Genomic DNA, 12,105 nt, shown 5'->3' on the forward strand with positions numbered 1-12,105 from the left:
CTGAGGGTCGCCTTCTAGGTCGCGATGCGCCTTGCGGCTCGCCGCAATCGGACTCGGTCATCCCGCAGCCCTTCCGTGTCTGCCGTCATGCGTTATGATCGGCCATGCTGAGCTTCGATGTCTGCAACGCCGCGCGCCTGCGCCGCGATCCCTGTTATGACGGCCGATTCTTCACGGCGGTGAAGACCACGGGCATCTATTGCCGCCCGGTCTGTCCGGCCAAGCAGCCGCTGACGCGCAACGTCGCCTATTATCCGACGGCGGCGGCGGCCGAGGCCGCCGGCTTCCGGCCCTGCCTGCGCTGCCGCCCCGAGACCGCGCCGTTCTGCCCAGCCTGGAACGGCACGCGCTCGACGGTGGCGCGGGCCATGAAGCTGATCGATGACGGCGCGCTCGACGAAGGCTCGGTGGTTGATCTGGCGATGCGGCTCGGCATCTCCTCGCGTCATCTGGCGCGCCTGTTCGAGCGCCACGTCGGCGCCACGCCCCAGCAGCTCGCAAGGACGCTGCGCGTCCAGCGCGCCAAGCGCCTGCTCGATGCCGGCGATGACAGCATGACCGATATCGCATTCCAGGCCGGCTTCGGCAGCCTGCGCAGATTCAACGCCGCCTTCGCCGAACTCTACGGCCGCTCACCGTCAAGCCTGCGCGCGCGGAGGGCTTAGCGCGCCGCTGGAAGTCGCTCAGAAAAATCCGGGGCTGAGATCCAGGCCGTAGGTCAGGCTCAGCACGAACACGAACAAAGCGGCGGCGGCGAACAAAGCTGTCTGCTTGAGAATGAACGCACGCGGCGAAGTGGTGGCGGCAACGACTTTCTGCGCAACGGGCATAATGGCCTCCATTATGACTTCAAAATTGGCCGCAACAATGCGGCGGCCGCATCAAGCAACGCGACGTGCAAAGCAACTGTTAAAAGGATCACGCCCGTTATGAACGGGCATACATAACCGGCACAATCACGCGAACTTGTTCGCGGCCAGATTCTCAATCAGCGCATCGGTGTCAATTCATCGTGCCGATGCATTGCACGATGTGCGCCGGCGCGAGATCGCGCACAAGGTAGTTCCAACGATTCCTGCACGCGCGGTGCGTAAGCCGCATCGATTTCGATATCGCGCGTGAGGCAGTGGATCCCGCCTCTCCGCGGAACCCACCTGCCGTTCACGATGTCAGCTTAGCGCGCCACGCCGACGGTCGCGGTCTTCACCTTGCGAGGGCTGAGCACCTTCGCCTGATGGACCGAGGCGAGCGTGGTCGGCGCAGCAGTCTGCTGCTCGACATGCGCGGCGCCGAGGACGCGAACCTGCAAGGGCGAGACCGGAAATCCATTGGTCTCGTAAGTCGGCAGCTCGGCGGCGAAAGCCGCGGTGCTGCCCGCGATCGTCAGGATGGCGGCGGCGATCGACAGAGTCTTCTTCTTCATTGGTGATGCTCCTGAGTGGAAGAGTCGGAGCATATTTAGGCGCGTTTTGCTGCATTGCGACATGCTTTGTTGCATTGCAACAGCGCGTGCGGTGCATGGCGATATGTTTAATACGTACAAGGCGTTGGCCGAATCACGGCCGGCCGCGACATGACGGTTTTATGGACGGTGCTCAACCACCGAGCACATTGCCCCAGCCATCGAAGAGATAGGCCTTCCAGGCCACAGTTCCGTCGTCGCCCAAGCGGCTGGCCTGCCGGTAATCGTCGGCCTGATCAGCGGTCCAGGTGATGATCGTATCCGTGAGGCGATCGTGCAGGATGGCGGGCTCGGTGGGATCGAAGGCGTCCATGGGACGAAGCGAGGAATGCGTCATGGTCGACCAAACGCGCCAGCCGCAACAAAGTTGCCGCAACCCGTCGGGCAAGCCCCCCGCGTCAAAAGGGTGATGCCCGCCCCACGCTCCCTCATCGATGCCGTGGCGCGACGCCCTATTTCAACGCAGTCGCCAGCGATTGCAGCTTTGCGACGAGATTGGTGCCGAGCGCATAAATGATCTCGATGATCGCGAGCGCGATGCCGGCTGCGATCAGGCCGTATTCGATCGCGGTGGCGCCGGATTCATCGGCGACGAATTCAGCCCATTTGCATTTCAACTTCACAATCGTGTCCTTCCCACTTGCCGGAACGGCCGGCAAGCGAGAAACGCACGACCACAATCCAAGATTGAGTAAACCCGATCGCTTCAAGTTGACGACAATGAACGCCGTTTGCTGGGGGATTCCCTTGAAAACCGCCGTGGAACCCGCGTTGCAGCTTGGCAACACCCCCGCGAAAAGCCCGATTTCACCGATTTAGGCCATTGCGTCGCCACACGGTCCTCCGAACAATCGAGGCGCTGCGTGCCTTTCCGTGCAAGACTGTTTTTGCATCATGACTGTTCCGACAGAGCGTGTCCGAACAGAACCGTTTGGAGGCAGGGATCATGAACGATCGGCGGTCTCTTCTGGTGGCGGTCGCGTGCCCCTCAGCCGTTCTTGCCGGCTGGATGGCGCTTTCCCTCTCCGCCTATGCCCCTGCCCTCATCGAGAACAGCGGCGCCAATGCGGCTGCCGTGTCGCGCGCGAAAGATCTCAGCCGGCTCGACCTCGCCGACGTCCCGCACGCTGTGACGATCGAGGACGGCATTGCCTTGACGGCCGACATCGCGGCTGCCGTCGCTGCGGCACCGGCGCCGACGATCACTGAAGCGGTGCCCGAGCCTCCCGCCATCAAGCTCGCCTCGGCCGATCCGGCGCTGATCCTGCCGACGGAGACGCCGCCCGCGCCGCAGATCTCGCCTGAACCAGAGCCCGTCGTGGGCGAGGCCGCCCCAGTTGCAGCGCCAGCGCCCGTCAAGCTCGCATCTGCCGATCCCACCGAGATCGTGACGACGGACCCCGCGGCGATCGCGAGCGGTCCCGTCACGCCTGTGAGCAAGGCATCACCGCCCGCCGACACCGTCGCCGTGCTCGACGAATGCTTCGTCATGGATGCCTGCATCGACCGCTATCTCTGGGCGCTCTATCAGCGCACCGCAAAAGAGGACTCGATCAAAGTCCAGGAGCGCCGCGCGGTCACCGTCAAGCGCAAGGGCAAGACCGTCACGGTGATGCGCAGCTTCACGAAGCTGGTCGACGAGGATTTCGGCTGGAAGGATCCGAAAGCGGCCGAGCACGCCGGCATGTCGATGATGGACTACGTCATCGGCGGCATGGACAAGAGCTTCAAGCGGAAGCTGTTCCGCACGCTGCTTGCCGCGGAAGCCGCCGGCCTCTCGCCCGGCATCACCAGCGCGTTCCGTGACGATTATCGCCAGTCGATCGCAAGCGGCCTGAAGGCCGCCTCCGACCGCTCCTATCACGGCGGCAGCACGCGCGGCGGCTACGGCCATGGCATGGCGGCGGACATTGTCAGCACGCAGGGCAATAACCGCGCGCAGCGCTGGGTCTCGACGGAAATCCTGTGGAAGTGGGTCGACGCCAACGGCAAAACGTACGGCATCGGCCGGCCCTATCTCGGCCGCGATCCGCCGCATGTCGGCCCGGTGGACGGTGCGGAATACATCTCGCGCCGCGGCACGGCCGACCACAAGGAAGCCGCCCACGTCAAACCGAAGAAGACGCGGGCTGTCGCGAGCGCCAGGTCGCCAAAGGCCCAAAAGGCACAAGCCGCGCGCGAGCAGAAGAGCCCGGCCAAGCCACAGAAATCAGCGCAATCGACCGGCAAGCGCGCAACCTGAGGCCGTTACGGCGCGCGCCCCGGCATCGGCAGCGGCACGAGCCGCATCTCGGCCGTACCGGCATCCTGCGTGCGCACCAGCACCGCAAAGATGGTCTCGACCGCAAGCCGTACCGCGGTCTCGATCGCCTCGCCCTTGGCCAGATGTGCCGCGATCAGGCCGGTGAGGAGATCGCCGGTGCCGTAGGGGCGGATTGGCAGGCGCGGCGTCGCAAAGCGCGATAATTGCCCGCCGGCGCAGAGGATGGTCTCCACTTGCCCTTCCGACGTATCGGTCAGCGTGCAGCCGGTCGCCACGATTTCGATGCGGCCGGTCCCCGCCAGCGCCGCACACCCCGCACGCAGGTCCTGCGCATCCGCGATCGTGAGACCTGAAAGCAGCTCGAGCTCGAACTGGTTCGGCGTGGTCAGGCTCGCGGCCCGCAGCAGCCGGTGCCGCACCACGTCCAAAATGCCGTCGGCGACATAGACGCGGCCGTCGTCGCCGATCACGGGATCGCAGAGATAGACAAGCTTGGAATTCCGCGTGAGCGCCCGCTCGACGAAATCAGCGATGACGGCGGCGTTGCCCGGCGAGCCGAGATAACCGGTCACGAGCACGGCGGCCTCATCGACCAGACCGCGCTCCTCGACGCCCTTGAGAAGATCGGCAACGAGCTCGGTCTCCAGCACCCGTCCGCGCAGGCTCGGATAGCGCGGATGGTTGGACAGCAGCGTCGTCGGCACCGCCGCCACGTTCACGCCCTCCGCCTGAATGGCATAGGCGGCCGCGCTGTTGCCGACATGGCCGTGAACCACCTGGCTTTGAATGGAGATGACGAGCATGAAAGAGGTCCGTAAGGAGAAACATCAGGCGAGGCAAGAGTAGCCCGTCTCGGCCCCGAGAGCACGCGCCGCCCGCACTTCAACGTCCTGCCAGCTCACCGAGGTAAGCGCAGAACATGTCGGCCAGCCCATCGGCATGACGCGCGATCTCGGCCTCGCTGCGCGGCGTTTCCGAAAACCGCTTGCCGACTTCGCTCAGCGTCGTCTTGATGAGCTCGCCGGCAAGCGCACGGGTCGCCTCCGATGCTCTGGGCAGCGCTTCCCGCATGAACGCCGCGATGATCCCCTCGCCGGCGGCTCGCGCGTCCTGCGCCTCGGGCGCGTCGCGATAGAGCGGCGCCGCATCGCTGAGCGCGCCGCGGATCGCGGCCTCCTCGCACTCAGACAGAATGAAGGCATGGACCAGCGCGCGCAGCCGCACCGGCGGCGGCTTCGCCCGGTCCTCGAGGATGCCGCGCAAGAGGTCACTGGTGCGCCGCCACTCGTCGCTCTGGAGACGAAACAGGATCGCGGCCTTGTTCGGAAAATACTGATAGAGCGAACCGACGCTCACCCCGGCCCGCTCCGCCACCCGCGCCGTGGTGAAACGTTGCGCGCCCTCCTTCGCCAGGACCTGAACAGCGGCATCGAGAATGGCCGCGACAAGCTCGCTGGAGCGGGCCTGTTGCGGCTGTTTTCGTGAAGAAATTGAACGGCTTCGACGGTCGGCCATGGCTCGCTCGGGCAATGCGAATAGGAAATGCGACGAATTAGTCGTATTTCAATCGGCACGCAAGCACGCGTTTCTTCGCCAACTCTGGAGGCCTCGAATGAGCACCCCGACCATCACATCGCTTGCGCCGCTGCTGGACCGCCTGTTCGACGAGGCTGAGGCAGCAAACGGCGCAACACGCGCCGCCGTCGCGGATCTGTCCGACGCAGACCGGACGCGCTTGATGCGCAGCAAGACCGACTATCGCGACCTCTACGGACGCTTGAAGGACGCACCGCTCGCGGTCTCGCGCGAAACGGGCCACCTGCTCTACATGCTGGCACGCAGTTCCCGCGCCAGGGTGATCGTCGAGTTCGGCACGTCGTTCGGCATCTCGACGCTGCACCTTGCCGCAGGTCTGCGCGACAATGGCGGCGGCCACCTCATCACCAGCGAATTCGAGCCGTCCAAGGCGGCGCGGGCGCGGGAAAACCTCATCGCGGGCGGCTTGATCGACCTCGTCGAAATCCGTGAAGGCGACGCGCTGAAGACGCTCAGCGCCGATCTGCCTGCTACGATCGATCTCGTGCTGCTCGACGGCGCCAAGGCGCTCTATCCGGAGATCCTTGATCTGCTGGAAGGCCATCTCGGACCGGGTGCGATCATCGTCGCCGACAATGCCGACGACAGCCCGGACTATCTGGCGCGCGTGCGCGCGCCCGACAGCGGCTACATGTCCGCGCCGTTCGCCGAAGACGTCGAGCTCTCCGTGCGGATCAGCTGACACAGGTCGAAACGCCACGAAATTCTGGAGCCGCCGCGCTCTTCACCACGCGGCGGCTTCATGCTGTCACGGGTGTCGCAGCCTCGTCACTCACACGTGATACCCCGTCCTGGCCAAAGCCGGGCCAGGGCGTGCTAAACATACCTACCGCGCGGTATCTTCCTGTTCCCCGCGCCGGAGCTGACCATGACCTCCGCCTTCAATGCCTACGCAGCGCTCGCCCTCGCCATCGTTCTCGAGGTCACGGCGTCCGCCTTCCTGCAGCAATCCGCGCAATTCACCCGGCCGTGGCCGACGCTGGCCATGGTGCTGTTCTACGTCGCCTCGTTCTATGCGCTGTCGGTGGCGATCCGCGTCATCCCCTTGAGCGTCGCCTATGCGATCTGGGGCGGGGTCGGCATCATCCTGACCGCCACCGTCTCGTTCGTGCTGTTCCGCCAGATGCTGGACGCCGCGGCCTTCGTCGGCATCGCGTTGATCGTATCCGGGGTCGTGGTCATCAACCTGTTCTCGCAGGCCAGTGTGCATTGATGGCGGAAAGCCGCTACACCCGCGCCAAGCAGCCGGAGCAGGTCCGGCGCGCCCTGCTCGACTGTGCCGCGGCGATCGCCATGGACCACGGCGTCGCCGGCGTTACGGTGCAGGCGGTCGCAGTCGCGGCCGGCGTCACCAAGGGCGGGCTGTTTCACCACTTTGGCAGCAAGCAGGCACTGATCGAGGGCCTGTTTGCCGATCTCCTCGCGCGTGTCGATGCCGAGATCGACGCCACGATTGAAGCCGATCCGAAGCCGCGCGGCAGCTTCACGCGGGCCTATGTGAATGCCGTGTTCACCGGCAAAACCCTGGGATTCGCGACGCCCTGGGCGGCGCTGAGCATGGTCGTCGTCACCGATCCGCCGCTCCGGCGGCTCTGGAACGACTGGATCAAGGCGCGGCTAAAGCGCCATCGCGCAACCGACGGCACGCCCGAACTGCAAATGGTGCGCCTGGCCGCTGATGGCGCCTGGCTCTCTTACGTCACGACGGGACAGACGCGGATGAGCGCCGAGCTACGCGCGGTGCACGCACTGCTGATCGCGCAGACCTATCGACGCAGATAGCAGCCCGCACGCCTACTGGCTCTGCACCGGCTTGGGTGGACGCGATGCGGATCGGGCGGGCTTCTTGCCGGGCTTGGCCACAGCGCGCGCCGGCGGCTCGTCGACCGACTCCAGATACGCCGCGAGCGCCTTGGCCGAGTCCGAACTGGTCGCGTAATGGTCCTTCAGGAACCAGGACAGCGTCAGGCTGAAGCGACCCTTGGCAAGGCCGCGCGGACTGCGATGGCAGGTCGCGCAGCCGTCAGCGAAGAGCTTTGCGGGCGACTTGCCGGCGTCGAGATTTTGCGCGGCGGCAACCGTCGCCGTCAGAACGGCGGCGGCTGCAACAGTCATCACGGGCACGATCCGATCGCGCCCCGGTCGAAACAGCGATGTCAAAATGCCGTCCCCTCGCCCGCCCTTCGGTCACGCCGCCGACAGCTGATCGAACTCCGGCGGTGCGTAGGCCTTGCCGTCCTGGTCGGTGATGACGACCCGCCACCCCTCGCTCGCCCACACCTTCGCCTTCGCCACGATGAGCAGCCGGCTCTCCCGGGCGAAACTGTACTTCTCGTTGTCGCGTTCTGCGATCATCTTGTAGGCCAATTCGCATCCCCTTGCGTCGCCCTGCACCCGGCCTCCTCGTGGCAGCGGGCTTTGGCGGCAATTCGCCGGGAGCGTGGCAATTTGGTGCCATCCGCTGGCATGGCGCCGATGATCGGCAACCGGCGTCGAGCCGTGCCCCACAGGAATGCAATTCCAACCCGTCGCAGGTTCCCCCTGCGACGACGGAGCCGTCTACAAGCCGTGCTGGACCATGTCGTGCCGGATCGGCCGCCGGGGGCGGCCCGTCACATCAACAATGGAACCGATCGTCCCGTGTCCGAGCCCGCTAGTGCACGCGGATGATGTGGGGTCGGCCGAGATCAATCAGCCCTTGCACCGCAGAGAGGCGGTCGTCGAGGGCTGCAATGGTGAGCAGCAGGTTGTTGCGGCGCTCGTCGAGCATGCCCATCTCGGCGCCGGTGAGCTTGGCGCTCGTTCGTTCCTTGTGGATCCCTTCCAGGGATTCGCGCAGTCCGGCAATCAAGCCGGTCAGCTGCTTGGCCTCCTTCGTCATCGAACGCTTCGCGACATTCTGGCGGCGCGTCTCCGCCTGGCTCTGTCTCATGTCATCCTCCCGTGCCCCGCTGCCCCGAGTGGATGCTTACAGCTTTGGGTAGACATGTTACGATCGATTAAATCTGCACACGAAGAACTATCTTAAATTGTAAAGGCCTCGACACAGCGAAGAAAAGCCCGGCACCAGGGCCGGGCTTTTGCTTGGCAATGCTAGTGCTTCTGATGTCCACCACCGGGGCCGCCCGCCGGGGCGCCGCCGCCACGCGGGGCGGCATTGATGTGCGGAGCACCGCCCCCGCCGCCGTGCGGCATTGCAGGCGCGGCCGCGCGCGGCGCCGGCATCTGCGCGCGGGCATTCATCGGCGAACCGTGGCTCGCGTTTGGCTGGGCGACATGCGGCATCGCGGGACGCGCTGAAGGCGCAGACGATACACGCGGCGCTTCATGCGCGCGGGCCATCGGCTGCGCACGCACCGGAGCGCCGGTCGCAGCCCGCTCGTGCATCATGCGTGCTTGTGCATCGCGCGGATTGCGGGTCTGCACATTGGTCCGCTCATGCGCGATGCGCTCGCTTCGTTCAACGCGGGCTCGATCGGGCGTAGCCGTCGCGTCGCGCTTGGCGACAGCGGCATCATGCCGAGCCGTCGTGGCATCACGGCCGGAGACTGCCGCGCCGCCCCTGGCACGCACACCGTCGCGCCCCAATGCGATCGCCGCGTCGCGGGTTGCCGCGCGGCCGATGCGGGCGGCACGCGGATCGATCGTCATCCGCGTCGCAACGCTCTGATGCGAGGTCCAGTAATTATTCCAATAGGCATGACGTCGATACCAGGGACGTCCTCCATAGTAATTCGACCAATACGAGGTCAGCACGAAGGGAACGACGGGCACGTCGATCTCGTCGACATAGTCGGGGAGATAGACGTAATGATTGCGATAGAGATATTCGAGATATTGCGACGACACCCAGCCGCGATCGTCGGAGAAGCTGACGTCGCACCAGGCGTTGCCGCGCAGGCAACCATGGATGTTGACGCGGGCGCCCTCGGGGACACGATCAACCAGGGGGAAGCCCGAGCCCGGCCCGGCGCGCAGGCCGGTCGAGACGGTAACGATGCCCGGCGCGGCCAATGCGGCTGTTGGCGCGAGCAGCAGTGTAGCAACCAAAACGCTCTTGAATGTCATGGTGTGTTCCTCCTCTTCCGAGTCGGAACGCGCTGGCAGGACAGGCGTTCCGCATATGGCGCGCCCATCCGTCGAAAGACTGAAACGCGCGCCGCGCGCGGTTCAATATTCATCCGCCGTTCATCGGCAACACGCGAGCCGGCGCTTGCGGACCGTCAGCTGACCTGCGATCAGTTGGCCTGCAACATGAACGCGTCGAAGTACGACGCAAGCCCGGCAAAGTCAGAGAGCGGCAGCACGTTCGCGACATACTGGTCCGGCCGCACTACGACCATGCAGCCCGCCTTCCGATCTATGCCACGCATCGTGAAAACGTCCTGGCCGCTCTTGAGGTCCGGACAGAACATCTTCTCGTAGTCGCGCAAGCCATAGCGCCCCTTGCGCGGGAGCAGCAGCGACGGCATCGCCTCGACGGCGAGCTCGCGGTGATTTTGCTGAAAGACCGCCCGCAGATCGATCACGTTGTCGATGTCGGCGCCAACAGGGGTATATCGTCTCACCGGAGACTCCCTGGCTTCAGTCAGAAAGTTGCACAGCGTGCGAATGGCGGAGCCCGCGGCCGCAGGATCTTCGGCAGGCGAAAACGCGTAGATCCGGAAGCGGCCATCAGCCTGCGCGGCGTGACCGAGATGGACCGGCTTGGCATCGGCCAGCCGGATCACCGGCGCGGAATGGAAGCGCTTGCCGATGACGAGGCCTTGCGCGAGGTGCTGATGCGAGGCTGCACCGGTGAGGATCGATGGCGTGTAATGCGTCGCCGTGCCCGCGGTGTAGCGGCCATGCCTGACGAAATAGTCCTGTGTCCTGGCGGCGTCGCCGCCACCCGCTTTTGCTGACGAAGCCAGAATCCCTGCCCACTCGCGATCGAAATCGATCAGCTCTTTCGCAACCGCCTGGCGCTCCGCCGAATAGGAATGCAGCAGGCTCGGCGCGCACTGCTTCCGGAGGACGGCGGCAAGCTTCCAGCCGAGATTGAAGGCGTCCTGCATCGAGACGTTCATGCCCTGCCCCGCCTTGGGGCTGTGGGTATGGCAGGCATCGCCGGCGATGAAGATGCGTGGCAGGCGCGATGCGATCTCGGCCTCCGGCACGTCATCGAACTTGTCGGTGAGACGCTGGCCGATCTCGTAGACCGACCACCAGGCGATCTCCTTCACCTCGAGCGCATGCGGCTTCAGGATCCGCTGCGCTTTGGCGATCACGTCATCGGCGGTGATGTTGCGGCTGGCGACGCGCTCGCCGACATCGAGCTTGGCGAGTTCGACATAGATGCGGACCATGTAGCCGCCTTCGCGCGGGATGATCAGCAGGCTGCCGTCCTTCGCCGACTGGATCAGCGACTTGAAGCGGATGTCCGGAAAATCGGTCACCGCCAGGACGTCCATCACGCCCCAGGCGTGGTTGGCGGAATCGCCGTGCAGCTCGCGCCCGATCGACTTGCGCACCACGCTGCGCGCACCGTCGCAGCCGACCACATAGCGCGCCTTGATCGTCTCGACCTTGCCCTCGCTTCCGGCATCGGCGCGTTCGAGGCGCACGGTCACGGCATGGTCGGCGGGACCTGCGGCCGGATCGACCTCGAGGTCGAGCAGGCGGCGGCTGTAATGGGGGGCGAGCTTGGCCGGCGATTTCCGCATCACGTCGAGAAAGCCGTCATGGATGCGCGCCTGGTTGAGGATGACATGCGGGAATTCGGACAGGCCGTCCTCGACGTCTTGCACCCGGCCGCTGCGGACGATGGTCTCGGGCAGCCGCTCGTCCGGCTTCCAGAACGTCGTCTCGTTGACCCAATAGGCCTCCTTCAGCACGCGCTCGCTGAAGCCGTAGGCGTGGAACATTTCCATGGTGCGGCAGGCGATGCCGTCGGCCTGCCCGACCAGCAAGCGATCCGGCTTCTGCTCGACGATGCAGGTCTTGATATCGGGGAATTGCGCAAGCTGGGCGGCGAGCGTGAGGCCCGCAGGGCCGCAGCCAACGATGAGGACATCGACCGCGTCAGGCACGGCGCCCGCCGCGCCCGGGGCTTGAACGCGCTCGGCGGGGTCGGCGATGTCAGGGTCGCCCGGCTGAAATCCATTCAGATGGAATTGCATGAGCCTCTCCCGTCAACCCTCTGTTTTGATATTGCTCAGTATGCTGACTATCAGTATACTTGTCAACGATGGTGCACCGCTCTGCCTCCGAGGAGAATTCGGTGAAAGACAACAACGACATGCCCGGGCATCTGGCGCGCCGGTTCCAGCAGATCGCCGTCGCGGTGTTCCTGGCCGAGGTCGAGGATGCCGGCTTCGATCTCACGCCGGTGCAATACGCCGCGCTTGCGACCATCAAGGCCAATCCGGGGCTCGACCAGGTGACGCTCGCAGGGCTCATCGCCTACGACCGCACCACCATCACCGGCGTGATCGACCGCCTCGTGCAGAAGGGCCTGGCCGAGCGCCGCGCCTCCAGCCGCGATCGCCGCGCCCGCGAACTCGAGATCACCGACGAGGGCCGGCGCACACTGCGCAAGATCACGCCAGCCGTGGAGTCCGCCCAGCGCATCATGCTGCGCGGCCTCAGCGCGAAAGAGGGTGAGGATCTGATGCGGCTGTTGCGCAAGGCGATTGCCGCCGGCAACGATCTGAGCCGCGCGCCGCTCCGCGATCTCCAGGCATGATCCGGTCTTTTTGCACGTAATTGTCGCAGGCCTGCGAAACCAGGAACTAACCTTCGG

At 65.2% G+C, this 12,105-nt stretch carries 17 protein-coding genes; 6 read left to right on the forward strand and 11 right to left on the reverse strand.

Annotation, left to right across the window (positions count from 1 at the left end):
- Positions 1-104: 104 nt before the first annotated feature.
- Positions 105-665: a bifunctional transcriptional activator/DNA repair enzyme AdaA gene (locus AABA86_RS11485; protein ID WP_338306796.1), complete on the forward strand. Its 561-nt coding sequence runs from the start codon at positions 105-107 to the stop codon at positions 663-665.
- Positions 666-683: 18 nt separating this feature from the next.
- Here the strand turns inward: AABA86_RS11485 and AABA86_RS11490 are convergent, their stop codons facing one another.
- The 4 genes from AABA86_RS11490 to AABA86_RS11505 all read right to left on the reverse strand — a co-directional run bounded on the left by AABA86_RS11490 (position 684) and on the right by AABA86_RS11505 (position 2,079).
- Complete coding sequence (locus AABA86_RS11490; protein WP_162832230.1) at positions 684-830, reverse strand: hypothetical protein; 147 nt, start codon at positions 828-830, stop codon at positions 684-686.
- 344 nt (positions 831-1,174) lie between these two features.
- Positions 1,175-1,423, reverse strand: a complete 249-nt coding sequence (locus AABA86_RS11495; protein ID WP_338306797.1) for a hypothetical protein — start codon at positions 1,421-1,423, stop codon at positions 1,175-1,177.
- A gap of 172 nt (positions 1,424-1,595) precedes the next feature.
- Positions 1,596-1,799, reverse strand: a complete 204-nt coding sequence (locus AABA86_RS11500; protein WP_212244499.1) for a hypothetical protein — start codon at positions 1,797-1,799, stop codon at positions 1,596-1,598.
- Between the two features lie 115 nt (positions 1,800-1,914).
- Positions 1,915-2,079 carry a Flp family type IVb pilin gene (locus AABA86_RS11505; RefSeq protein WP_208024939.1) on the reverse strand — a complete coding sequence of 55 codons (165 nt, stop codon included), beginning with the start codon at positions 2,077-2,079 and terminating at the stop codon, positions 1,915-1,917.
- 329 nt (positions 2,080-2,408) lie between these two features.
- Here AABA86_RS11505 and AABA86_RS11510 point away from each other — a divergent pair, with 329 nt between their 5' ends.
- A complete protein-coding gene (locus AABA86_RS11510) occupies positions 2,409-3,704 on the forward strand; it encodes a hypothetical protein (protein WP_338306799.1) in 1,296 nt (431 codons plus the stop codon).
- 5 nt (positions 3,705-3,709) lie between these two features.
- Here AABA86_RS11510 and pdxY read toward each other — a convergent pair whose 3' ends face one another.
- Positions 3,710-4,528 carry a pyridoxal kinase gene (gene pdxY, locus AABA86_RS11515; RefSeq protein ID WP_338306800.1) on the reverse strand — a complete coding sequence of 273 codons (819 nt, stop codon included), beginning with the start codon at positions 4,526-4,528 and terminating at the stop codon, positions 3,710-3,712.
- 79 nt (positions 4,529-4,607) lie between these two features.
- Entirely contained in the window at positions 4,608-5,240 is a 633-nt protein-coding gene (locus AABA86_RS11520; RefSeq protein WP_212244507.1) for a TetR family transcriptional regulator, read from the reverse strand.
- A 97-nt stretch (positions 5,241-5,337) separates the two neighbouring features.
- Between AABA86_RS11520 and AABA86_RS11525 the strand changes: the two genes are divergently transcribed.
- The 3 genes from AABA86_RS11525 to AABA86_RS11535 all read left to right on the forward strand — a co-directional run bounded on the left by AABA86_RS11525 (position 5,338) and on the right by AABA86_RS11535 (position 7,103).
- Positions 5,338-6,003, forward strand: a complete 666-nt coding sequence (locus AABA86_RS11525) for an O-methyltransferase (RefSeq protein WP_338306801.1) — start codon at positions 5,338-5,340, stop codon at positions 6,001-6,003.
- Positions 6,004-6,189: 186 nt separating this feature from the next.
- Entirely contained in the window at positions 6,190-6,534 is a 345-nt protein-coding gene (locus AABA86_RS11530; RefSeq protein ID WP_338306802.1) for a DMT family transporter, read from the forward strand.
- Positions 6,534-7,103: a TetR family transcriptional regulator gene (locus AABA86_RS11535; protein ID WP_338306803.1), complete on the forward strand. Its 570-nt coding sequence runs from the start codon at positions 6,534-6,536 to the stop codon at positions 7,101-7,103. The genes AABA86_RS11530 and AABA86_RS11535 overlap by 1 nt, the downstream gene beginning before the upstream one ends.
- 12 nt (positions 7,104-7,115) lie before the next feature.
- Here AABA86_RS11535 and AABA86_RS11540 read toward each other — a convergent pair whose 3' ends face one another.
- The 5 genes from AABA86_RS11540 to AABA86_RS11560 all read right to left on the reverse strand — a co-directional run bounded on the left by AABA86_RS11540 (position 7,116) and on the right by AABA86_RS11560 (position 11,482).
- The gene (locus AABA86_RS11540; RefSeq protein ID WP_212245245.1) at positions 7,116-7,436 is read right to left on the reverse strand and encodes a hypothetical protein; all 321 of its coding nucleotides are present in this window, start codon (positions 7,434-7,436) and stop codon (positions 7,116-7,118) included.
- Between the two features lie 72 nt (positions 7,437-7,508).
- The gene (locus AABA86_RS11545; RefSeq protein WP_028144895.1) at positions 7,509-7,715 is read right to left on the reverse strand and encodes a hypothetical protein; all 207 of its coding nucleotides are present in this window, start codon (positions 7,713-7,715) and stop codon (positions 7,509-7,511) included.
- 259 nt (positions 7,716-7,974) lie between these two features.
- Positions 7,975-8,253: a hypothetical protein gene (locus AABA86_RS11550; protein ID WP_038946607.1), complete on the reverse strand. Its 279-nt coding sequence runs from the start codon at positions 8,251-8,253 to the stop codon at positions 7,975-7,977.
- Between the two features lie 161 nt (positions 8,254-8,414).
- Positions 8,415-9,389, reverse strand: a complete 975-nt coding sequence (locus AABA86_RS11555) for an SH3 domain-containing protein (RefSeq protein ID WP_338306806.1) — start codon at positions 9,387-9,389, stop codon at positions 8,415-8,417.
- A gap of 170 nt (positions 9,390-9,559) precedes the next feature.
- The gene (locus tag AABA86_RS11560; protein WP_338306807.1) at positions 9,560-11,482 is read right to left on the reverse strand and encodes an FAD-binding monooxygenase; all 1,923 of its coding nucleotides are present in this window, start codon (positions 11,480-11,482) and stop codon (positions 9,560-9,562) included.
- Positions 11,483-11,583: 101 nt separating this feature from the next.
- On the opposite strand from AABA86_RS11560, the gene AABA86_RS11565 reads away from it, so the two are divergent.
- A complete protein-coding gene (locus AABA86_RS11565; RefSeq protein ID WP_212244523.1) occupies positions 11,584-12,048 on the forward strand; it encodes a MarR family winged helix-turn-helix transcriptional regulator in 465 nt (154 codons plus the stop codon).
- The last annotated feature ends 57 nt before the right edge of the window (positions 12,049-12,105 follow it).

The sequence above is a fragment of the Bradyrhizobium sp. TM233 genome (genome assembly GCF_036247965.1).
GTDB classification, from domain to species: Bacteria; Pseudomonadota; Alphaproteobacteria; order Rhizobiales; family Xanthobacteraceae; genus Bradyrhizobium; species Bradyrhizobium ottawaense.